This window comes from Streptomyces mobaraensis NBRC 13819 = DSM 40847 (assembly GCF_017916255.1).
In the GTDB taxonomy this organism is placed as follows: domain Bacteria; phylum Actinomycetota; class Actinomycetes; order Streptomycetales; family Streptomycetaceae; genus Streptomyces; species Streptomyces mobaraensis.
Genome location: NZ_CP072827.1, coordinates 6,494,537 through 6,516,435, shown reverse-complemented (window position 1 = coordinate 6,516,435; position 21,899 = coordinate 6,494,537). Strand labels below are relative to the sequence as shown.

Here is a 21,899-nt window from a genome sequence, read left to right as displayed (position 1 = left end):
ACAGACCCCGCCGCTCCTTGCCCGGAGCGGCGGGGTCTGTGACGTGCGGGGAGGGGCCGGCGTCAGGAGACGACCGCCGCCGACGGCTCGGCCGTGCGCGGGCCGGGGACGGGCGTGACGTCGGGGGCGTCACGTCCGTCGAGGACTGGGTCGGGGCCGGGCAGCCCGGCCTGGTGGGCGCGGACGCCGGCGCGGACGGCCCAGAAGTAGAAGCCGAGGGCGGAGACGCCGACCAGCGCGGTGTCGAGGCCACCGGGGATCACCCCGTGGCCGCCGAACTCGGGGCTGCCGAGCGCGGAGACCAGGCCGGTCCAGAGCAGGAAGGCGGCCATCCACCAGGCGGGGGCGAACTGCTTGGCCAGGTTCCGCTCGCCCTTGCGGCGCAGCACGATCGCGGCGATGGGCAGCGAGACCAGGGTGAGCAGGGCGACCTTGCCGGTGTTGGGCCACTTGGACCAGTACAGGGCGCAGGCGGCGAACGCGAAGGTCAGCGGGCAGAGCACGGCGGCGGCGGGCAGCCGGAAGGGGCGCGGCAGGCCGGGCTTGGTCTTCCGGAAGACGCCGACGGCGATCGGGCCCATCAGGTACGAGACGACCATCGCGGCGGAGACGACGCTGGCCAGGGCCTCCCAGCTGTGCCCGATGGTGAGCAGCAGGAGGACGGAGAAGGCCAGGTTGAGCCACATGGCGGGGCGGGCGACGCCGTAGCGCGGGTGCACCTCGGCGATCTTCTTGGGGAAGAACCCGGTCTCGGCGAGGTTCTGCGCCAGGTACGCGGACGAGGCGACGTTGCCGATGTTGGCGCCGGACGGCGAGATGAACGCGCCGAACTGGAGCAGGGTGACGACCCAGTGCAGCATCAGCAGCTTGGCGAGGTCGGCGAACGGCGAGGCGAAGTTCACGCCGTGCCAGCCGCCCGCCTCCGCGAGCCGCTCCGGCGGGACCGAGCCCAGGAAGGCGACCTGGAGGGCCAGGTAGATGATCAGGCCGAGGGAGAGCGCGCCGACGAGGGCGAGCGGGATGGCCCGGCCCGGGTTCTTGGCGTTGCCGCCGAGGTTGACGACGGCCTGGAAGCCGTTGAAGGCGAAGACGACGCCGGAGGCGGAGACGGCGGTGAGCACCGCGGACCAGCCGTTGGGGGCGAAGCCGCCGTGGGCGGTGAAGTTGCCGGTGTGGAAGCCGGAGGCGATGAGCGCGGCGATGGCGATGATGGGGATGGCGAACTTCACCAGCGTCAGCAGGTTGTTCGCGCGCGCCAGCAGGGCGACGGACCAGTAGCAGGCGAGCCACAGGGCGATGGTCAGGAGCAGGGCCATGCCGATGCCGGTGGCCGTCAGGTGGCCGTCCTCGACCAGGCCGCGGGCCCAGCCGAAGTTCCAGGACGCCATGTACTGGGTGCCGGCGATGGACTCGATCGGGATCAGCGAGGCCGTCGCGATCCACACCGCCCAGCCGGTGACGAAGCCCAGCACCGGGCCGTGCGAGATGGAACCGAACCGGGCCATGGCGCCGGGCAGCGGGTAGGCCGCGCCGACCTCGGCGTACGACATGGCGATCATGCCGATGAAGATCGCGCCGATCACCCAGGCGACCAGCGCGGCGGGTCCGGCGACCTGGGCCGCCTGGCCGGCCCCGAAGAGCCAGCCGGAGCCGAAGATGGACCCCAGGCCGATCATGATCAGGGCGAAGAGGCTGAGGCCCTTTCGATTGGCCGCGCTCACATCCACGTGATGTTCTTCCGTTCTGCCGGTGCCGCCAGGGCGTGGCCTGGGACGGCCGGGACTTTCCGCGCTTTCCCCCGCTTCTTACGGCGTGCGCGGGGTCTTCGAAGCCGCGACGGCCCCCGGGAGCGGACACACGGATGTGGCGGCGAGACGGCCGAGGACGTACAGAGCGACGTCGGACATAGTACGACAACCTGTTGAAACGGCTGTCACAGGCGTCACTCGACTCCCAGGTCACAGGCGTCCCTCGGCTCCCGAGGAGAGCGGTCAGCGCCGCTCCCCCGCCGGCTCCCCGCCCTCCGGGTCGGCGCCGGGCAGCAGCAGGATCCCCCAGGTGACGAGCGCCGCCCCGGCGCCCTCCGGCACGAGCCACCACCCCGTCCGCACCCGCTCCCCGTAGACGAGGCTCCCCAGCGCCAGGCTGACCAGCGCCTCGCCCAGGGTGAGCGCGGGCTGGGAGGCCACCAGCGGCCCGGACTCCATGGCGTTGGCCAGCAGGAACAGGGCACAGGCGCCGACGGCCACGAAGGCGTACGTCTGCCAGGCCGTGAAGAAGGCGCCGACGCCGTGATCGTCGAAGGTGCCGGTGGCCGCCTTCATCAGGGTGGCGGTCAGCGCGTACGCGATCGCCGAGGCCGAGGCGAACAGCGCGGCGCGCGCCCGGCCGCGCGGCCGGGTCAGGGCGGCCGCCGCGCAGAGCGCCACGGCGGCACCGGCGCCCGCGAGGGTGACGGTCCACCGGGCGCCGGAGGCCGTGTCACCGCCTCCGCCCGGGGCCGCCGCCGCCAGCCCCACCCCGAGCCCGGCCGCGACCATCAGCGAGGCCGCCCATCCAGCCGCCGGCAGCCGCCGCCGGGCGAGGGCGCAGGCGATGAGCAGGGTGAAGGGGAGTTCGGTGACCAGGATGGGCTGGACCAGCGACAGCGAGCCCAGGGTCAGGGCCAGCGCCTGGCAGGCCGCCGCGCCGACGATCACGGCGATGCCGCCCAGCCACGCCGGGCTGCGCACCAGGTGCCGCACCAGCCGCACGCTGAACGCGTCCCCCTCGGGTACCGTCCGCGCGGCGATCCGCTGGAGCACCGTCCCGAGGGCGTTGCCCCCGGCCGCGAGCAGCGCCACCAGCGCGGGCACCAGGCCACTCACGTCGCCGCACCTCCGTTCCCGCCGTCGGCCCCGCACGCTGTCAGCGGCACCGTCCACGGACGCCGGTCACCCGTCCGCCACCCGCCCGGCGGCGGCCGGCGACGAGAGCGACGGGTGACGAGGCCGGTGCCGGTGGCGCCTGTGCGACGGCTTCTGCCCCATGGTGGGGCCGCTACACGGGGGCCGCGCGGGGACGACCGCACCGACGGCGTCCCGCCGGCCGGCTGCCACCCCACGGCAGGGCCTCTGTACGTCAGCCGCTGCTGGGACGACCACACCGACAGCGCCGCGCCGACCGACTACCAAACAGCCGCGCGACGGCCGCCGGGCAACGGCAGAACCCCCGCCCAGAAGCCGCACGGAGACGAACCCGCCAACGGCGCGGACGCCGACCGCACGAGGCTGCCGCCGCGCGGCGGGGCCTCGACACGTCAGCCGCACGAGGGCGACCACATCGCCAGCGCCGCGGCGACCGATCACCGAGCAAGCGCCGCTCGGCGCCCTCGCGTCAGCGGCCCGCGCCGGCCGTCCTCCGTGGTGCGGGCCGGTCCGCGGCCGCCGCGTTCGCGGCCCAGAGGGAGCGGACGTGGCCGAGGTGGCGGGTCATGCACGCCTCGGCGGCCTCCGCGTCCCCGGCGAGCATCAGGTCCAGCAGCTCGACGTGCTCCTCGGCCGACGGGATGAGCTCGTCGCGCTCGTCGAGGGCGGTGAGGCCGTAGAGGCGGGAGCGCTTGCGGAGGTCGCCGACGGTCTCGACCAGCCGCTCGTTGCCGGACAGGCCGAGCAGCGTGAGGTGGAACCGCCGGTCGGCCTCCAGATAACCGATGAGGTCGTGCTCGCGGGCGGCGCGCACGATCTCCTCGGCGACCGGGCGGAGCGCCTCCAGGTCCGCGCGGGAGGCGGTCCGGGTGATCCGGCCGACCATGGGCACCTCGATCAGCGTGCGGATCTCGGTGTACTGGTCGAGGTCGCGCTCGTCGACCTCGGTGACCCGGAAGCCCTTGTTGCGGACGGGCTCGACCAGCCCCTCCCGGGCCAGGTCGAGCATGGCCTCGCGGACCGGTGTCGCGGAGACGCCGAAGTCCTCGGCGAGGCCGGGCGCGGAGTAGACCTCGCCGGGGCGCAGTTCACCGGAGATCAGCGCGGCGCGCAGGGCGTGGGCGACCTGGTCGCGCAGGCGCTCCCGGGCGGTGATGAGGTTGCGCTGCTTGAGGTGGCCCATGGTGTCCCTTTCGCGCCCCGATGGACTGGACCACCAGCGTACAATGTCACATTGCGTTTTGGGGTCACCCCGCGGTGCGGGGCAGCAGCGTGTACGTGCGCTGGGCCGTGTAGAACTCCAGGGCGGCACAACCCTGTTCGCGCGGTCCGTGGCCGGAGGCCCCGGTGCCGCCGAAGGGGAGGTGGAAGTCCACGCCGGTGGTCGGGGCGTTGACCCGGACCATACCGGTGCGGAGCGCGTCGAGTCCGTGCAGGGCGGCGTCGAGGTCGGCCGTGTGCAGCGAGGTGACCAGCCCGTACGGGACGGAGTCGGTGATCCGTACGGCCTCGGCGAGGTCGGCCGCGGGCAGCAGGGCCGCGATCGGGCCGAACACCTCCTCGGTGAGCAGCCGGTGCCCCGCCGGCGCCTTCTCGACCAGGGTCGGCGCCGCGTACCACCCGGGCCCCTCGGGCGCGGGTCCCGCGGCGAGGACGGACACGCCGTCCGCCGCCTCGGCCACCCGGTCGCGGGCCCGCGCGGAGATGACGGGCCCGCAGACCGTCGCCGGATCGGCCGGATCGCCGGCCGGGAGCGCGCGCACCGCCTCGGCCAGGGCCTCGCGGAGCGGGTCGAGGGCGGCGCCCACGGCGACGATCCGGCCGGTGGCGGTGCACTTCTGCCCCGCGTAGCCGGCGACGGCGGCGGCGATGTCCGCGGCGGCCCGCCCGATGTCGGCGTCGGGCAGGACGATCGCGGCGTTCAGCCCGCCCGTCTCGGCCTGGACGGGCACGCCGCGCGCGGTCGCCGCGGCGACGACGCGGGTGCCGACGGCCGTCGAGCCGGTGAAGGAGACCACGTCGGCCGCGTCGAGCACGGCGGCACCCTCCTCGGCGCCACCGGGGACGACGGTCAGCACCCCCTCGGGGAGCGCCTGTCGGGCCAGTTCGGCGAGGCGCAGGGCGCAGACGGTGGCCTCGGGCGCGGGTTTGAGGACGGCGGTGTTGCCCGCCGCGAGGGCGGGCGCGGCCTTCCAGCTCGGGATGGCGAACGGGAAGTTCCACGGCGTGACAAGGCCCGCGACGCCGTGCGGGCGGCGGCGGGTGAGCAACAGGCCCGGCCCGGCGGCCGGTTCGTGGACGGCCCCGGTGGGCTCGTACGGGGCCTGGGCGTAGTACCGCCAGATCGCGACCGTACGGGCCACCTCCGCGCGGGCCTCGGTGACGGGCTTGCCCACCTCCCGTACGGCGAGGGCGGCCAGTTCGGCGGCGGCGTCCTCGATCGCCGACGCGACCGCCGCGAGGGCCGCCGAGCGGGCGGCGGCGCCCGCGCCGCGCCACTCCGGCTGCGCGGCGCGGGCCCGTCGGACGGCGTCGGCGGCGGCGCGCGGGCCGGGGGCGGTGAACTCCGTGAGGATGTCGGCCGGATCGGCCGGGTTGGCGGAGGAATAAGAGGAGGGGATGGTGGACGGGGCGGGAGTCACAGGAGGAAGCCTCCGGGGAAGGGGTCGTCCGGGTCGAGGAAGTACTGGGCGGTGCCGGTGATCCAGGCGCGTCCGGTGATGGCGGGGACGACGGCCGGTACCCCGCCGACCTCGGTCTCCGCGACCAGCCGGCCGGTGAACCGGGTGCCGATGAAGGACTCGTTGACGAAGTCGCGGCCGAGCGGGAGGGCGCCGCGGGCGTGCAGCTGGGCCATCCGGGCGGAGGTGCCGGTGCCGCAGGGCGACCGGTCGAACCAGCCGGGGTGGATGGCCATCGCGTGCCGCGAGTGCTGCGCGTCCGAGCCGGGCGCGGCCAGGTAGACGTGCTTGAGCCCGCCGATCTCGGGATGGACGGGGTGGACGGGCCGGTCCGGCGAGGCGTTCACCGCCTCCATGACGGCGAGTCCGGCCGCCAGCAGCTCGTCCTTGCGGGCGCGGTCGAACGGCAGCCCGAGCGCGTCGAGTTCGACGAACGCGTAGAAGTTTCCGCCGAAGGCGAGGTCGTACGTCACCGTGCCGTACCCGGGGACGTCGGCCTTCCGGTCCAGCGCGACGCAGAACGACGGGACGTTGGTGAGCGTGACCGCCTTCGCCGCGCCGTCCTCCACCCGTACGTCGACGGTGACGAGACCGGCCGGGGTGTCGAGGCGGACGGTGGTGACGGGTTCGGCGACCGGGACCATGCCCGTCTCGACGAGCACCGTGGCGACGCCGATGGTGCCGTGGCCGCACATCGGCAGCACCCCGGAGACCTCGATGTAGAGGACGCCGTAGTCGGCGTCGGGGCGGGTCGGGGGCTGGAGGATCGCGCCGCTCATGGAGGCGTGGCCGCGCGGCTCGTACATCAGGAGGGTGCGGAGGTGGTCCAGGTGCTCCATGAAGTGCCGCCGCCGCTCGGCCATGGTGGCGCCGGGGATCACCCCGACGCCGCCGGTGACGACGCGGGTGGGCATGCCCTCGGTGTGCGAGTCGACGGCGTGGAAGACGTGGCGGGTGCGCACGGACGTCCTTTCGTGGCCGCTGGGGTGTCAGTGGTGGCCGTCGGCGACGGCCTTCTCGGTGGCGGCGCGTACCAGGGCCTCGGTGTCCGGCGTGAGCGGCAGCCGCGGCGGCCGGCTGGGGCCGCCGTGGAACCCGACGACGTCCATGGACACCTTGATGGCCTGCACGAACTCCGTCCGGGAGTCCCAGCGCAGCAGCGGGTGCAGCGAGCGGTAGAGCGGCAGGGCGGTGCCGAGGTCGCCGTCGGCGGCGGCCCGGTAGAGGGCGGCGCAGGAGGCGGGGAACGCGTTGGGGTACCCGGCGATCCAGCCGACCGCCCCGGCGGTCGCCAGCTCCAGCAGCACGTCGTCGGCGCCGACGAGCAGGTCGAGTCCGGGCGCGAGTTCGGCGATCTCGTAGGCCCGCCGGACGTCGCCGGAGAACTCCTTGACGGCGACGATCGACCCGTCGCGGTGCAGGGCGGCCAGCAGCTCCGGGGTCAGGTCGACCTTGGTGTCGACGGGGTTGTTGTACGCGACGACCGGCAGCCCGGCGCGCGCGACCTCCGCGTAGTGGGCGCGGACGGCGCGCTCGTCGGCGCGGTAGCCGTTCGGCGGCAGCAGCAGCACGGACCCGCAGCCGGCCTCGGCGGCCTGCTCCGCCCACCGCCGCGCCTCCCCCGCGCCGTACGCCGACACCCCGGGCATCACCCGGGCCCCGTCCCCCGCCGCCTCGACGGCGGTCCGTACGACGCGGGCCCGCTCGTCGTCGGTGAGCGTCTGGTACTCGCCGAGCGAGCCGTTGGGGACGACACCGTCGCAGCCGGCGTCCAGGAGGCGGCGGATGTGGGCGGCGTACGTGTCGTGATCGATCGCCAGGTCGTCGCGGAGCGGGAGCGCGGTGGCGACCATGACGCCGCGCCAGGGGTGGGTGGTGTTCCAGGAGGTGGCGGTCATGCCGATGCCCTTCTGTGGTGTGTGACATTTTATTGGGGGGTGGGGGTGCCCACAAGGGGCGGTGTGCAGGGCCGGTTGGGCGGATCAGTCCCCCGCTCGGTACGCGCGGATCAACCCCCGCCCGGTGCGCGCGGGGCGGGGATGCGGCGGCCGCCGGGCGGGGCGGCACCGGACGGGTCCGGCCGGTCGACCGCGCCGGGCGGCTGAGGCTCCGGCACACCGGCTTCGCCGGGCGCGCGCGGCACGGGGTCCTCGGACGGGGTGGCCCCGGACGGACCCGGTTCGTCGGCCGCGCCGGGCGAGTAGGGCCCCGGCGCGCCGGTCGTACCTGGCACGCGCGGCACTGGGTCCCCGGGCGGGGTGGCGCCGGACGGGCCCCGTTCGTCGGCCGCGCCGGGCAGGTAGGGCCCCGGCACACCGGTCGTACCCGGCACACGCGACACGGGGTCCCCGGGCGAGGCGACGCCTGACGGACCCGATCCGTCGACCCCGCCGGGCGGGCAAGGCCCCGGCACACCGGCCGCACCCGACACACGCGACACGGGAGTCTCGGGCGTGGCGGAGTCGCGGGGCTCCGGCTCCGGATCGTCGAGCGCGGCCAGCACGCCCAGCGGGACGGGCACGGCGAGCGGCCGGCGGGCGGGGGCCGGCGCCGATGCGGTCCGCCGCGCCGTACCGCCGTCGCGGGCGGCGGCGGCCAGGCAGGTCACGGCGGTTCCGCAGACGCGGCCCTGGCACCAGCCCATGCCCGCGCGGGTGAGGAGTTTGACGGTCCGCGCGTCGTGGGCGCCGAGTTCGGCGACCGCCGCGCGGACGCGGCCCGCCGTCACCTCCTCGCAGCGGCACACGTCCGTGTCGTCGGTGAGCCAGTCCGTCCAGCCCTCCCCCGGCGCGTGGGCGGCGGCCATCGCGTCGGCGAAGGACCGCAGCCGGTCGCGCCGGCGGCGCAGGGCGCGCAGGTGCTCGCCGGGGACGGCACCGGTCCGGCCGGAGAGCCGGAGCGCCACCGCGACACCCGCCACCTCCCCTTCCAGCCAGGCGAGTTGCCACCCGCCGACGCCCGCGGCCTCCCCCGCCGCCCAGAGCCCGGGAACGGTGGTCCGCTGGAGGCCGTCCACGGCGAGGGCGTGGCCGCCGTCCGGGGTGCGGCGGGTGGCGCAGCCGAGGCCGGTGGCCAGTTCGACGCGCGGCTCCAGGCCGTGGCCGACGGCGAGCGCGTCGCAGGCGATCCGGCGGCCGGTGCCGGGGACGGGCCGCCAGTCGCGGTCGAGGCGGGTGACGGTGACGGCCTCCACCCGGTCGGTGCCGTGCACCCGCGTGACCGCGCTCCGGGTGCGTACCGGCACCCGGTGGCGGAGCAACGCCCCGCCGTGGACAGCCGCTTCGAACGCCTTGTGCGGGTTGACGGCGAGGGCGCGCGGGTGGCGGGCGTACCCGAGGTAGCCGGACGCCTCGACGACGGCCGGGACCCGCGCCCCGGCGGCGGCCAGCGAGGAGGCGACGGCGAGCAGCAGCGGCCCGCTGCCCGCGACGACGACCCGCTTCCCGGGCAGCACGAGCCCGGACTTGAGCATCGCCTGCGCGCCGCCCGCGCCGACGACGCCGGGCAGCGTCCAGCCGGGGAAGGGAAGTTGGCGCTCCTGGGAACCGGTCGCCAGGAGCACCGCGCGGGCCCGTACGCGGACCGGCGCGCCGCCGTCGCCGTCGGGTCCGGTGACGGCGTGGACGCTCCACGCGTCCGCGTCCTCCCTGGTCACGGACCAGACGTGGTGGGCGGCGAGGTGGTCGACGCGGCTCGCCGCGAGCCGGGCGCGCAGGGCGGCGAAGGCGGACCGCCCGGGGAGCGTCGCCCGCCGCCCCCGCAGGGCCGCCAACTCCGGTGCCGGGTCACGGAAGTACTGTCCGCCGGGCCGGTCGGCGGCGTCGAGGAGCGCGACGGACAGCCCGAGCCGGGCCGCGGCGACGGCACCGGCCGTCCCGGCGGGGCCCGCACCGATCACCGCGAGGTCGTAGGCGCGGCGGGGGCCGTCGAGCGGGCCCCGGGGCTCAGACGGCGAGTCCGGCACGGCCGTGTCCTTCCTGCGTGGTGACGGCGTCCCCGGGCCGGGCCGGCAGCAGGCAGGCCCGCCGGTTGGGCTCGCCGTTGACGGTGGCGAGGCAGTCGTAGCACTGCCCGATGCCGCAGAACGCGCCGCGCGGCCGGCCGCCGCCGCGCGTCGTCCGCCAGGCGAGCACACCGGCGCCCCACAGAGCGGCGGCGATCGTCTGCCCGGGCAGGGCGCGGACGGGACGCCCGTCGAAGCTGATCTCGAACGCGACGGCGTCGGCCGGGGGGCCGGGGGCGCGGCGACGGGGCATGGCGGGACTCCTTTCGGTGAGGGGAGTTGGGGTGAGGCGACCAGGGGTGCGGAGACCGCCACGCGGCCGGCCCTCCGCCTTCCGCACACACCGGCGCGCTCGGGGCGGCCGGAAGGCCCCCACCAGCGGCACCGGCCGGGAAACCACCCCGCCGGCGAGGGGGGCTGGGGTGAGGCGACCAGGGGTGGGGAGGCCCCCACGCGGCCGGCCCTCCGCCTTCCACGCACACCAGCGCGCCCGGGGCGGCCGGAAGGCCCCCACCAGCGGCACCGGCCGGGAAACCACCCCGCCGGCGAGGGGGGCTGGGGTGAGGCGACCAGGGGTGGGGACGCCACCAAGCGGCCGGCCCTCCCCCGCTGCACACACGGGCGCGCTCTCGACGGCCCGAACGCCCCCACCGGCAGCACCGACCAGGAGCCCCCGGCACCCCCCGGCCGTCACGCCGTCACCCCCGCGAACCGGCCGGGCGTGAACGGCCCCGGGTCGACCGGAGGCCGGTCGCCCGTCAGCAGGGCGGCGATCAACGCGCCGGTGGCCGGGGCGAGTCCGATGCCCGCGCCTTCGTGGCCGCAGGCGTGCAGCAGGCCGGGGACGTGCGGGTCCGGGCCGATCGCCGGGAGGTGGTCGGGGAGGTACGGGCGGAACCCGGCGTACGTCCGCGTCGCGCGCACCGTGCGGAGCACCGGGAACAGGGCGGTGGCCCCCGCCGCGAGGCGGCGCAGCGCCTCCGTGGACAGGGTGCGGTCGAAGCCGACCCGCTCCCGGCTGGCACCGATGAGCACCGGGCCCGCCGGGGTGCCCTCGACGACCGCCGAAGTCTGGAGCGCGGCCGAGCCGCTGGCGACGTCGGTGACGTAGTCCGCCGCGTACACCTTGTGCCGGACGACGCGCGGCAGCGGTTCGGTGACGAGGACGAAGCCGCGGCGCGGGAGGACGGGCAGGCGCGCCCCGGCCAGCCGGGCCACGTCGCCGCCCCAGGTGCCGGCCGCGTTGACCAGGTACGGGGCGTGGACGGCGCCGGCGGGCGTCCGGACGCCGCGTACCGCGCCGCCGGGGCCGGTGAGGACGGCGGTGACGGGCTCGCCGGTGCGCACCCGCACCCGCCCGCCCGCGGCGCGCAGCAAGTGGGCGGCGGCGAGGGCGGGTTGGACCTGCGCGTCCTGGGGGTAGCGGACGCCGCCGGCGAGGCCGGGGGCGAGGTGGGGTTCGAGGTCGCGCAGCCGGTCCGCCGGGACGTCGAGGGCGGTGACGCCCGCCGCCGCCTGGCGTGCGGCGAACGCCCGCAGCGCGTCCGCCCCGGCGGCGTCGGCGGCGACGACGAGGCCGCCCTTGGCCTCGTACTCGACGGCGGCCGGCAGCACGTCGGTCAGCTCCCGCCACAACCGCGTGGAGAGCAGCGCGAGTTGCAGCTCGGGCCCGGGTTCCTTGTCGGAGACCAGGAGGTTGCCCTCACCGGCCCCGGTGGTCCCGCCGGCCACGGGCCCGCGGTCGATGACGGTGACGGAGAGGCCGGCGCGGGCGGCGTAGTGGGCGCAGGCGGCGCCGACGACGCCCGCTCCGACCACGATGACGTCCGAGGAGTCGCTCTGGGGCACGCGCTGTAATATTTCACATTGCACAGCTCTGGCCAAGGGGTGCCGCCGCACGTAACGGCCCGCCCGCCCCGCGCCCCTCCCAACACCGGGCAATGACGACGTCAAACGCGGCATGCCGCACCCGACGGACGGTCATAATTCCGTGCGGACCGAGCGAAGGGCGACATCAGTGACGGACACCCCGGGTCTGGAACCCGCGCCGGGCGTACGGCGCCGACGCGGCATCCACTACGAGCTGCTCGACTGCGCCCTGCGCGGCCACCGCCTCGTCGGCACCGACGCTGCGCGCGTCTCGCCGGAGGACGCGCTCGTGGTGCGCGAGACGCCCGACGGCCACCGCTGGCACCGCTGCCTGCGCTGCGACGCGTGGCTCCCGCTGCCGCCGCCGGACCGCCCGGGGCGCGAGACCCCCGAGTCCCGCGACGCCATCGAACTCCCGCTCCGCGGGCGCCCGTTGCGCGACCGCTACGTCCTCCGCCTGATCGCCCTCGACCGGCTGGTGCACTTCGTCGTCCTCGCCGTCATGGCCGTCGCCGTGTTCGTCTTCGCCCACGAACGCGCCCGCCTCCGGGGTCCCTTCTACCGGGTCGTGGACGACCTCCAGAACGGTGTCGGCGGCCCCAGCGGCGTCCGCGGCCACGGCCTGCTCGGCGACCTGGACAAGGCGTTCGCGGCGCACGACCGCACGCTGTGGGTGATCGGCCTGGTCATCGCCGCGTACGCGGTGCTCGAGGGGGTGGAGGCGATCGGCCTGTGGCGCGCCGCGCGCTGGGCCGAGTACCTGACCTTCGTGGCCACGAGCGTGCTGCTGGTGCCCGAGGTGTACGAACTGCACGAGCGGATCAGCCCGTTGAAGGTCTGCACCCTGGTCATCAACCTGGCCGTGGTGATCTACCTGCTGATCGCCAAGCGGCTGTTCGGCCTGCGCGGTGGTGGCCGCGCGGAGGAGGCGGCGCGGGAGCGGGACAGCGGCTGGGAGGCGCTGGAGCGGATCCATCCGGGCGCCCGCCCGGGCGGCCACGGACGGCAGGGCTGACGGCGGCACGGCCCCGCACGGCATCCGTACGACCGCTGGGCGTACGCACGACGGCACGGCGTCCGCACGACGGCTCGGCGGACGGCGGCGTTCCACCCGCCGGGCCCGCCACCTGCGAGGCTTCGCCCTCATGGCCGAAAATGCACTCCTCAAGTCCTTCTCCCAAGCCCTTGAATGCCGTCACCGACACTGATCCACCAGCGCGTCAGTGGACCTTCACGCTTGGGAGAACCCCCATGAGACGACTCCGCACCGCGGGTCTGGCACTTCTCGGCGCGACGCTCGCCGCCGCCGTCACGGCGAGTCCGGCCCAGGCGTCGCCGGGCGAGACGCGTACGGTGTGCGCCGACTCGATGACCCCGGACGGCTGGGTGGACGTGAACTGGGGCACCAGCGCCTCGTGCCGCGCGATGGGCGGCTCCAACATCAAGATGATCAAGCAGCTGGACGGTCTGCCCGTCGGTACCCAGGTCAACGCCTGCGCCTCCGCCCAACCGCCGAAGGGCTGGACCAAGGTCCAGACGTACTACAGCGGCGGCTGCGTCGTCTTCGTCAACCCCTCCTTCACCCCGAACGCCTGGCTGCTGCAGAAGACGTCCTGACCGGGACCGCGGCGAGGGTGCCCTGACGAGTCCGGCGCGGACCCCGTGGTTCCGGCCGCGCGACGGCCGCCCGGGCCGTAGGGTCCGGCCATGGCCGACTCCTACGTGCCGCACGCCTTCTCCGACGTCGACGCGCACCCCGACCCGGTACACCTGGTCGGCACGCTGCACCGGCTGCGGAGCGAGCCGTTCTTCGTCTCCTACAAGCGGCGCCTGCGCGACCTGCTCCACGCGCGGCCCGGCCGGCGGTTCCTCGACGTCGGGGCCGGCACCGGGGACACCGTGCGGGAACTCGCGGCCGGAACCGGCGCCGAGGCCGTCGCCTGCGACCTGTCCCGGACGATGTGCGCCGAGATGAAGCACGCGGGCCTGCGGCAGGTCGTCGTCGCCGACAGCCGCCGCCTGCCGTTCGAGGACGCGGTGTTCGACGGAGCTTGGGCGGACCGCGTCCTCCAGCACGTCGAGGAACCCGAGCGGGCGCTGGACGAGATGCTGCGCGTCGTCCGCCCCGGCGGCCGTGTCGTCATCTGCGACCCGGACACGGCGACCCAGGCACTCGACATCGACGACCACCGCCTGGCCGCGAAGGTCCTGGGGCTGCGCGAGGGGCACGGCATCCGGCACGGCACCTTCGCCCGCCGCGTGCCGGGCCTCCTCACCGCACGCGGCCTGCTCGACGTCGAAGTCGAGCCGCACACCCTTCTCGTCCGTGACAAGCGCACCGTCGACGGCACCATGGGCATCCGCCACTGGGCCGGCGCCTTCGCCGACCGCGGCCGCCTCTCCCGCGCCGAAGCGCGCCGCTTCGACACGCTCTTGGACGACGCGATCGAGAACGGCCGGTTCCTCTACTCCGTCACCTACTTCCTCACCTCCGCCACCCTGCCCGCCGATCGGGGATGACGGGCGGAGCTTCGACGCCTGCCTGCGCCAGTGGGCGCCCGGAACCCGGCGCCGAAGCGTCCGACGCCGAGACCGAGCGGCCCGCCCGGCCCGGACTACCCGGCCGCGGCGCCCAGTTCGTCCATCCACGCCTCGATCGCGTCCGGTGTCCGCGGGAGCGCTCCCGACATCAGGCGGGCGCCGTTCGCGGTGATGACGAGGTCGTCCTCGATGCGGACGCCGATGCCGCGCAGGGCGGGCGGCAGGGTCTCGTCGTCGGGCTGGAGGTAGAGGCCGGGTTCGACGGTGAGGACCTGACCCTCCTCCAAGACGCCGTCGAGGTAGGCGTCGGCGCGCGCCTGGGCGCAGTCGTGGACGTCCAGGCCGAGCATGTGGCCGCTGCTGCAGAGGGTGTAGCGGCGGTGGAGGTCGCCGTCGGGGGTGCGGAGGACGCCCCAGTCGGTGAGGCCCTCGGCGATGACGCGCATGCCGGCCCGGTGGAAGTCGCGGAAGCTCGCGCCCGGTTTGAGGGCGGCGATGCCCGCGTCCTGGGCGGCGAGGACGAGTTCGTAGACCTGCCGCTGGACGGGCGAGAAGCGGCCGGAGAGGGGGAGGGTGCGGGTGACGTCGGCGGTGTAGAGGGTGTCCGTCTCCACGCCGGCGTCGAGGAGGAGCAGGTCGCGCGGGTTCAGCCGGCCGTCGTTGCGGGTCCAGTGCAGGACGCAGGCGTGCGCGCCGGACGCGGCGATGGTCTCGTAGCCGGTGCCGTTGCCCTCGGCGCGGGCGCGCAGCCCGAAGACGCCTTCGATCCAGCGCTCGCCGCGCGGGTGCGCCAGGGCGCGCGGAAGGGCGCGGACGACGTCCTCGAAGCCGGCGGCGGTGTGGTCCACGGCCTGTTGCAGCTGGCCGACCTCCCAGGCGTCCTTGACGAGCCGCAACTCGCTGAGCACGGCGGCGAGTTCGCCGTCGCCGGTGGCGTCGCGGCCGGGCGGGAGGGCGGCGTCGGCCTCCAGGGGCGCGCAGTGGATGCCCGTCGCGCGTTCGGTCTCGGCGGGGTCCGGCGAGCGGCCGACCCAGAACTCGCCGTGCCGGCGGTCGCGGTAGAACGCCGAGGAGCCGGCGGAGCGGGGCGGGCGCGGCCGGACGTACAGCACCGCCTGATGGCCGTGCGGGCCGTCGGGCTCCAGGACGAGGACGTGGCCGGCCTGGTCCTCGCCCGTCAGGCCGGTCAGCCAGGCGTAGGCGCTGTGCGGGCGGAAGCGGAAGTCGCAGTCGTTGGAGCGGACCTTCGCCGTACCGGCGGGCACGATCAGCCGCTCGCCCGGGAAGCGCGCGGAGAGGCGGGTCCGGCGGGCGGCGGTGGCGTCCGCGAGGGGCGACCGGGTGCTCCCGGACGGCGGCGGTACGGGCGCCCAGCCCGCTCCCATGAAGGCCGCCAGTTCGTCGGACACCGGCAGGTCGTGGCTCATCGTGCGGATGGGGACGGCGGCGGGTCCGGACACGGTCTTCCTCCTGGGACTTCGCGACGGCTGTACCATTTCACATTACGGTGTTACAGGTCACATGTCATGAGCCGCGATACGGAAGAGGCCGCTCCCCCGCCGCGGTGAGCGGCGTCGCGGGGAGCGGCCTCTACGGTCGGAGCCGGGCCCGGGGCGTCAGGCCAGCGGCGCCGGGTACGTCGGGTACTCCACCCCGGAGACGTACTGGACGACGCGGACGACCTGGCAGGAGTAGCCGAACTCGTTGTCGTACCAGAGGTAGAGGATCGCGTTGTCGCCCTCGACCTTGGTGGCGCCGGCGTCGACGATCGACGCGTGGCGCGAGCCGATGAAGTCGCTGGACACGGCGTCGGGCGCGCTGATGAAGTCGATCTGGCGCTTCAGCGGCGAGGTCAGCGACACGTTGCGGAGGTAGTCGAGGACGTCCTCGCGCGTGGTCTCGCGGGCCAGCCGCAGGTTGAGGATGGCGATCGAGACGTCCGGCACCGGGACCCGGATGGAGCTGCCGGTGATACGCGCCTTGAGGTCGGGCAGCGCCTTGGCGACGGCGGAGGCGGCGCCGGTCTCGGTGATGACCATGTTCAGCGGCGCGGAGCGGCCACGGCGGTCGGAGTTGTGGTAATTGTCCAGCAGGTTCTGGTCGTTGGTGAACGAGTGGACGGTCTCCACGTGACCGTTCAGGACGCCGTACTCGTCGGCCATCGCCTTCAGCGGCGGGACGATCGCGTTGGTGGTGCAGGACGCGCAGGAGATGATCTGCTCGTCCGGCTTGATCATGTCGTGGTTGACGCCGTGGACGACGTTGGGGACGTCGCCCTTGCCCGGGGCCGTCAGCACGACCTTGGCGATGCCCGGCTGAAGGTGCTTGGAGAGGCCCTCGCGGTCGCGCCACTTGCCGGTGTTGTCGATGAGGATGGCGTCCTTGATCCCGTACGCCGTGTAGTCCACGGTCGTCGGGTCGTCGGAGTAGATCACCTGGATCTCGGTGCCGTTGGCGATGATCCGGCTGTTCGCCTCGTCGACGGTGATCGTGCCCTGGAACTGGCCGTGGATGGAGTCGCGCCGCAGCAGCGAGGCGCGCTTCACGATGTCCTGGCCCGCGCCCTTGCGGACCACGATGGCGCGCAGCCGCAGGCCGTTGCCCGAGCCGGCCTTCTCGATCAGCAGCCGGGCGAGGAGGCGGCCGATGCGGCCGAAGCCGTACAGCACGACGTCGCGCGGCTCACGGCGCTCGATCTTGTTCTCGCCCAGCGCCCCGGCGACGGCCTCGGCGGTGAACTCCTCCACGGACAGCCCGCGGTCGTCGGCCTGGTAGGTCGCGGCGAGCATGCCGATGTCGATCTGCGACGGCCCGAGGTCGAGCGTGGTGAGCGCCCGCAGGAACGGCATCGTCTCGGTGACCGCGAGCTCCTCCCCCGCGATCTGCCGGGCGAACCGGTGGGTCTTGAGGATGCTGACCACCGACTTGTTCACCAGGGAGCGGCTGTGGACCAGGACGGTGACGTCCCGCTCCCGGTGCAGCTTCCCGATGATCGGGATCATCGATTCCGCGATCTCCTCGCGGTACTTCCAGTTGGCGAACGTGTCGTCATTGACAGTCACAGGCGTATCTTTCGAGCTAGGCGGCGCTCATATGCTAACCCCACGCCTGTTCGACGACTCAAGGGGTGGCGGTGGCTGGTTCCTCACACTCCTGGACGCCGGTGCCGGCCGAACCCGATGATGGCGTCGCGACAGACCGGCGGCGATGCGTTCACTGACATGCCGACCGCGCGGGCGCCTGGGGAAGCCGGGCGCGGGAGGGGGACGAGAGCCATGAGTACGCCGGTGCACGTATCGCGGCTACGCCTGGGCCACCGGGCGAGCCTGACCCGCACCGAGGGGCTGCGGAGCACGACCTACCACTCGCAGTGGCAGCTGTTCCCGCTCGGTGCGGTCCACCGGCCGGAGTCGGGGTCCGTCGTCCTGGACACTGTCTGCGGCCACTGCCGCGTCCCGGTCAGGGTGGTGCTGGACTCGGCGCCGACCGCGGCGCGGAAGAAGCAGAACCGCGGCGTGCTCGGCTGGGTCATGCTTCTGGCCGGGGTGGCCCTGATCGTGACCGCCTGCCTCATCGGGGGCGGCGGCGCTGCTCCGGGCCTGGCCGGCGTGACCGGCTTGTTCGCCGTACTCGGCAGCTTCGGGGTGAGGAGCACGGGCAAGGCGTACCCAGGGGCCGGCCTGGATCGCGACCAGCCCGCCGCCACCCGGAATCCGCACCGGATCTTCGTCCGCTGACGACGGGGCCTGGCATCACCCGCTGGGCCCGGCCCCACAGCCCGCCGGGCCAGGACGAGTGACTCGGTCGACTCGGTCGAGCGACGAAACCTCAGGCCGGTTCGCCCGGCACGACCGGATCAGCCGGGTCGGCGGACCGCTTTGTCCATGGTGAGCTCACCGGCGGCGTTCCAGCGCTGCCTCCTCATCAACCGGCCGTGCTCGTCCAGGACGACCAGCTCCGACAGCCGGCCGTTGGAGTGCCAGTGCCGCCACTCACCCACGGCGGCGCCCATCCGGGTAACGCCCTCGGTCCGCTTGGTCCCGTCCGGCCACCACGCCTGCTGCGGCCCGTGTTCGACGCCGTCGGCGTAGCTGAAGAGCGTCACCAGCTGCCCGCTGTCCGCGTGCCCCTCGACCTCGCCGGTGAAGAGTGCGTCCTGGTAACAGGTGCGCCCGTACTCGTCCAGCTGCACCTGATCGGCGCCGATTCGCATCGCCTGCTCCGTCACGGGGGTCATGGCCGCTCTCTCGACCGTGGACCAGCGCCCCCTCGGGGCGTCCACGACGTCAAGCGGCGTGCGTCCAGGAAGCGTTACGGCCGTGGCGCTTCCTCCGTCTACATATCTGACGTACCTAACGTACCTTAACGACGATCAAGAAGCCGACCTGTGGAAACGGCGCGACGACTCGCGGCGGCGGAGCTCGGCCACCCTGTTGATCAGGTCCTGGAGGGACCGGCCGTAGCGGTCGAGGGCGGGGAACACCAGGGTGTCCCCGGCGTCGAGGAAGGCGTGGCATGCCTTGAGCTCCGGGGGGGCGGGGGCCGCCGGATCGCGCTCACCGTCGCGGCGGCCCTGGCCATCCGGCCGGCCGTCTGAGGGCAAGGCGACTTCCGGCCCCCGCCTCTCGTGGACCGCACGCGCCCGGCCGGGCGACGTCCGCCGCCCGGCACCCCGCGTCAGGCGGGCAGCACCGCCTCGATGGCGGCCGTCACCTCGGGGGCGTCGGGCTCGGTCCGCGGGCCGAACCGGGCCGCCACCGTACCGTCGGGGGCGATGACGAACTTCTCGAAGTTCCAGCGGATGTCCCCGGTGTGCCCCTCGGCGTCGGGAGTGTCCACGAGCCCGGCGTACAGCGGGTGCCGCTGCTCGCCGTTGACGTCGATCTTCTCCGTCAGCGGGAACGTCACACCGTAGGTGGCCGAGCAGAAGGTGGCGATCTCGTCCGCGCTGCCGGGCTCCTGGCCCATGAACTGGTTGCAGGGAACGCCCAGCACGGTGAAACCGCGGTCGGCGTACCGCTGCTGGAGCTTCTCCAGGGCGGCGTACTGCGGGGTCAGGCCGCACCGGGAGGCGACGTTGACGACGAGGACGGCCTTGCCCCGGTACCGGGCGAGGTCGGCGGGGCCGCCGGTGAGGGCGTCGATCCGCACGTCGTGGAAGGCGGGGGTGGAGGGGGCGGACATGTGCGCTCCTTGGGTCGTCCTCGTCGGACCGGCCGCCGTTGGGCCGGGTCGGTGCGTGCGGAGGCGATTCTTGCGGACGGACACGCGCGGCGCGCCGCCGCCTCCCCCTCCGTCCGGGGCGCCCGGTGACCCGCCGCGCCGCACGGGCCCGGTGCGTCGACGCTGCGGCACTAGGGGGTGAGCACGATCTTTCCCCGGGCGTGGCCGGTCTCGCTCAGCCGGTGGGCCGCGGCCGCGTCGTCGAGGGGGAAGACGGCCGCGACCGGCACGGTGAAGCGGCCCTGACCGGCGAGAGCGGCGGCCACGGCCAGTCCTTCGAGCGCCTGCGGGTCCGCTCCCGGGCCCGCCGAGCGTGTGTGGTGGACCCCGTGCTCCGCGGCGTTCGTGTCGGCGATGGTCACCACCCGGTCCGGGCTTCCTGCGAGGTCCACCAGAGCGGGCAGCGAGCCGGAGCCCGCGCAGTCCAGGGCGGCGTCGACTCCGTCCGGTGCCAGGGTGGCGACCCGCTCCTCCAGCCCGGGGCCGTAGGTGGTCGGCGTCGCCCCCAACCCCGCGACGAACGTGTGGTTGCGCACCCCGGCCGTACCGATGACGGTCGCGCCGCGGGCCGCCGCGAGTTGGACGGCGACCGTGCCGACCCCGCCGGCCGCGCCCTCGATCAGCAAAGTCGTGCCGGCGCCGACCCTCAGCCGGTCGAGGGCCCGCGTGGCGGTCTCGACGTTCCCGGCCGCGCCGCCGGCCTGCTCCCAGCTCAGCGCGTCCGGCTTCCGCGCCCAGGCGGCCAGGACCGCGTACTCGGCGTTCGCGCCGCCGAGTTCCGCCACGTCGACGAGGCCGAAGACCTCGTCGCCCGGCCGGATGCCGGTCACCCCTGGGCCGACCTCGTCGACGACGCCCGCGGCGTCCATGCCGAGCACGTGGGGCAGGCGCAGCGGCGCCACGTCGCGGAACCGGCCCGCACGCAAGCGGCAGTCGGCGGGAGTGAGGCCCGATGCCCGCACGCGCACCCGGATGCGGTCCCGGCCCGCGTGCGGTTCCGGTACGTCGGCGACCCGCAGGACGCTCGCGGGGCCGTACTCGGCGAAGGTCAGTGCTCTCATGGCGTCGGACGTTAGTCGGAACACCCCGTCCGTCTGGCTAAAGTGAGAGTGGTGACGGACCCTTTGCCTCACTCCCCGCTGTCTCACTCCCCCATGCCTCACTCCCCGCGCTCCGACGCCCGGGACAACCGGGAGCGCATCCTCGCCGTGGCCCGCACGACCTTCGCCGAGCGGGGACTGGACGTGGCGATGCGCGAGATCGCACGGCGTGCCGGGGTAGGACCCGCGACCCTCTACCGGCACTTCCCGGCCAAGGAGGTGCTGGTCACCGAAGCCTTCCGCGAGCGGATGACGGCCTGCACGGCTGTCGTCGACGAGGGACTGGCCGACCCCGACCCGTGGCGCGGCTTCCGCCTGGTGATCGAGGCGGTGTGTGAAATGCGGGCGCGGGACCGGGGGTTCACCGCGGCGTTCGCCTCGGCCTACCCCCGCGCGATCGACTTCACCGCGGACCGGGAGCGGGCACTGGGCAAGGCGGCCGAACTCGCCCGCCGGGCCAAGGCGGTCGGCAAGCTGCGCCCGGACTTCGTCCTGGACGACCTGATCATGGTGCTCATGGCCAACGGCGGCATCCGGACCGCCTCTCCGGCCGCCGCGGTGGCCGCCTCACGGCGCTTCGCCGCGCTGTTGATCCAGGGCATGCGGGCCGATCCGGCCGGCCCGCCGCTGCCCCCGCCGGTCCGGCTGCCACAGGCGGTCGTGACGTAGCGCCGCATCAGGCCGCGGGCACACCGCCCGCGCGCGGTCCGGTCGAGGCGTTCACCCCGCCGGTTGCAAAGCCGCGTTCGCGCCGCGTCCGGTGGCGGACGGGAGGGGGTGGTGGGGGAACGTTCCCGGGGTGTCGGCGGGTGTGTTCCCGTCCGCAACGCAAGGCCCGGATCGGGTGACGGGACACGCCCGGGTGAATCGCACAGCGGGCGGCGGGCCGCGCGGCCCGTCATTGCTGGACCATTGACGACGGGTCGAATTCCCGCTCGATCAGGCGCACTTGGGGAGCCGTGACGTCCCCGATCGGGGGTCGTTTTTCCGAGCACCCGTCCGATCCGGCCCGTCAATGAGGAGGCGCGGTGCATCACCGCAACGAACGTCACTCGCCCACCATGGAGGCGCCCTTGCCGTTCGCATTCCGATCCGTGCAGAGTCCGCCGGTTCGCCGGCGCCGCAAGGAGGCCGGCACGCGTGGCACGGACACCTGTCCGGTCGACGTGACCGTGCTGCTGCAGCGGGAGGACGGGCGCGTGCTGCTCGTCCCCCGGCCCGGCCCGCTCGCCCCGCCCACCGGCGTGCTGCGGCACGGCGAACCGGTCACCGCGCGCGCCCTGTCCGAGGTCCGGCGGCAGACCGGCGTCGGCGTGGACCCGGGCGACCTGGAGTTCTGCCACCTGGTCCACCGCCGTACCGCGGGCGGGCGGGGGCGGCTCGCCGTCGTGTTCACCGCCCAGCGATGGACCGGCCGGCCGCGGCCGGCGACGGTGTGGGCCGATCCGGCCCGGCCGCCCGCCGCCCGTACGCCCCGCACGGCGGCGCTGCTCGCCGAGTTCACCGCCGGGGCGCTGCTGTCCCTCCAGGGCTGGACCGTCACGGACGGAGGGGAGGCGTGAGGATCACCCGAGGA

General features: G+C 74.7%; 21 protein-coding genes. 6 read left to right on the top strand and 15 right to left on the bottom strand.

Annotation, left to right across the window (positions count from 1 at the left end):
* Positions 1 to 62: 62 nt before the first annotated feature.
* From J7W19_RS28045 to J7W19_RS28005, 9 genes are all read right to left on the bottom strand, one after another.
* Positions 63 to 1,727: an APC family permease gene (locus tag J7W19_RS28045; RefSeq protein WP_040887612.1), complete on the bottom strand. Its 1,665-nt coding sequence runs from the start codon at positions 1,725 to 1,727 to the stop codon at positions 63 to 65.
* Positions 1,728 to 1,991: 264 nt separating this feature from the next.
* Positions 1,992 to 2,867 (bottom strand): DMT family transporter, encoded by an 876-nt coding sequence (locus tag J7W19_RS28040; protein ID WP_004938952.1) that lies wholly within the window; start codon positions 2,865 to 2,867, stop codon positions 1,992 to 1,994.
* 508 nt (positions 2,868 to 3,375) lie between these two features.
* Positions 3,376 to 4,089 (bottom strand): GntR family transcriptional regulator, encoded by a 714-nt coding sequence (locus J7W19_RS28035; RefSeq protein WP_004938955.1) that lies wholly within the window; start codon positions 4,087 to 4,089, stop codon positions 3,376 to 3,378.
* Positions 4,090 to 4,153: 64 nt separating this feature from the next.
* A complete protein-coding gene (locus J7W19_RS28030; protein WP_004938957.1) occupies positions 4,154 to 5,548 on the bottom strand; it encodes an aldehyde dehydrogenase family protein in 1,395 nt (464 codons plus the stop codon).
* Positions 5,545 to 6,549 carry a proline racemase family protein gene (locus tag J7W19_RS28025; protein WP_004938960.1) on the bottom strand — a complete coding sequence of 335 codons (1,005 nt, stop codon included), beginning with the start codon at positions 6,547 to 6,549 and terminating at the stop codon, positions 5,545 to 5,547. The genes J7W19_RS28030 and J7W19_RS28025 overlap by 4 nt, the downstream gene beginning before the upstream one ends.
* Before the next feature lie 27 nt (positions 6,550 to 6,576).
* Positions 6,577 to 7,485, bottom strand: coding sequence for a dihydrodipicolinate synthase family protein (locus tag J7W19_RS28020; protein WP_004938965.1), 909 nt, complete (start codon positions 7,483 to 7,485; stop codon positions 6,577 to 6,579).
* A 110-nt stretch (positions 7,486 to 7,595) separates the two neighbouring features.
* A complete protein-coding gene (locus tag J7W19_RS28015) occupies positions 7,596 to 9,551 on the bottom strand; it encodes an NAD(P)/FAD-dependent oxidoreductase (RefSeq protein ID WP_004938968.1) in 1,956 nt (651 codons plus the stop codon).
* A complete protein-coding gene (locus J7W19_RS28010) occupies positions 9,532 to 9,843 on the bottom strand; it encodes a (2Fe-2S)-binding protein (protein WP_004938970.1) in 312 nt (103 codons plus the stop codon). Before J7W19_RS28010 ends, J7W19_RS28015 begins: the two co-directional genes overlap by 20 nt.
* A 437-nt stretch (positions 9,844 to 10,280) precedes the next feature.
* Positions 10,281 to 11,438, bottom strand: coding sequence for an NAD(P)/FAD-dependent oxidoreductase (locus J7W19_RS28005; protein ID WP_004938974.1), 1,158 nt, complete (start codon positions 11,436 to 11,438; stop codon positions 10,281 to 10,283).
* A gap of 169 nt (positions 11,439 to 11,607) precedes the next feature.
* Between J7W19_RS28005 and J7W19_RS28000 the strand changes: the two genes are divergently transcribed.
* From J7W19_RS28000 to J7W19_RS27990, 3 genes are all read left to right on the top strand, one after another.
* Positions 11,608 to 12,474, top strand: a complete 867-nt coding sequence (locus tag J7W19_RS28000; RefSeq protein ID WP_004938976.1) for a DUF2127 domain-containing protein — start codon at positions 11,608 to 11,610, stop codon at positions 12,472 to 12,474.
* A gap of 236 nt (positions 12,475 to 12,710) precedes the next feature.
* Positions 12,711 to 13,076 carry a hypothetical protein gene (locus J7W19_RS27995; RefSeq protein WP_004938981.1) on the top strand — a complete coding sequence of 122 codons (366 nt, stop codon included), beginning with the start codon at positions 12,711 to 12,713 and terminating at the stop codon, positions 13,074 to 13,076.
* 90 nt (positions 13,077 to 13,166) lie between these two features.
* Positions 13,167 to 13,979 (top strand): methyltransferase domain-containing protein, encoded by an 813-nt coding sequence (locus J7W19_RS27990; RefSeq protein WP_004938983.1) that lies wholly within the window; start codon positions 13,167 to 13,169, stop codon positions 13,977 to 13,979.
* A gap of 95 nt (positions 13,980 to 14,074) precedes the next feature.
* Here J7W19_RS27990 and J7W19_RS27985 read toward each other — a convergent pair whose 3' ends face one another.
* Both J7W19_RS27985 and J7W19_RS27980 read right to left on the bottom strand, forming a co-directional pair.
* On the bottom strand, positions 14,075 to 15,427 hold the full coding sequence (locus J7W19_RS27985) for an aminopeptidase P family protein (protein ID WP_040887632.1): 1,353 nt from the start codon (positions 15,425 to 15,427) through the stop codon (positions 14,075 to 14,077).
* A 189-nt stretch (positions 15,428 to 15,616) separates the two neighbouring features.
* Positions 15,617 to 17,062 carry a glyceraldehyde-3-phosphate dehydrogenase gene (locus J7W19_RS27980; protein WP_004938986.1) on the bottom strand — a complete coding sequence of 482 codons (1,446 nt, stop codon included), beginning with the start codon at positions 17,060 to 17,062 and terminating at the stop codon, positions 15,617 to 15,619.
* Positions 17,063 to 17,275: 213 nt separating this feature from the next.
* On the opposite strand from J7W19_RS27980, the gene J7W19_RS27975 reads away from it, so the two are divergent.
* Positions 17,276 to 17,737 carry a hypothetical protein gene (locus J7W19_RS27975; RefSeq protein WP_004938987.1) on the top strand — a complete coding sequence of 154 codons (462 nt, stop codon included), beginning with the start codon at positions 17,276 to 17,278 and terminating at the stop codon, positions 17,735 to 17,737.
* 119 nt (positions 17,738 to 17,856) lie between these two features.
* On the opposite strand, the gene J7W19_RS27970 is transcribed toward J7W19_RS27975, so the two are convergent.
* The 4 genes from J7W19_RS27970 to J7W19_RS27955 form a co-directional block, all read right to left on the bottom strand.
* Positions 17,857 to 18,237 carry a toxin-antitoxin system YwqK family antitoxin gene (locus J7W19_RS27970; protein WP_004938989.1) on the bottom strand — a complete coding sequence of 127 codons (381 nt, stop codon included), beginning with the start codon at positions 18,235 to 18,237 and terminating at the stop codon, positions 17,857 to 17,859.
* 135 nt (positions 18,238 to 18,372) lie between these two features.
* A complete protein-coding gene (locus J7W19_RS33230; RefSeq protein WP_040887618.1) occupies positions 18,373 to 18,603 on the bottom strand; it encodes a recombinase family protein in 231 nt (76 codons plus the stop codon).
* A 74-nt stretch (positions 18,604 to 18,677) separates the two neighbouring features.
* Positions 18,678 to 19,184, bottom strand: coding sequence for a glutathione peroxidase (locus tag J7W19_RS27960; RefSeq protein WP_004939001.1), 507 nt, complete (start codon positions 19,182 to 19,184; stop codon positions 18,678 to 18,680).
* Positions 19,185 to 19,354: 170 nt separating this feature from the next.
* Positions 19,355 to 20,284, bottom strand: coding sequence for an NADP-dependent oxidoreductase (locus J7W19_RS27955; RefSeq protein ID WP_004939004.1), 930 nt, complete (start codon positions 20,282 to 20,284; stop codon positions 19,355 to 19,357).
* A gap of 93 nt (positions 20,285 to 20,377) precedes the next feature.
* Here J7W19_RS27955 and J7W19_RS27950 point away from each other — a divergent pair, with 93 nt between their 5' ends.
* On the top strand, positions 20,378 to 20,992 hold the full coding sequence (locus tag J7W19_RS27950) for a TetR/AcrR family transcriptional regulator (RefSeq protein ID WP_004939005.1): 615 nt from the start codon (positions 20,378 to 20,380) through the stop codon (positions 20,990 to 20,992).
* Between the two features lie 404 nt (positions 20,993 to 21,396).
* On the top strand, positions 21,397 to 21,885 hold the full coding sequence (locus tag J7W19_RS33225) for an NUDIX domain-containing protein (protein ID WP_233478188.1): 489 nt from the start codon (positions 21,397 to 21,399) through the stop codon (positions 21,883 to 21,885).
* The last annotated feature ends 14 nt before the right edge of the window (positions 21,886 to 21,899 follow it).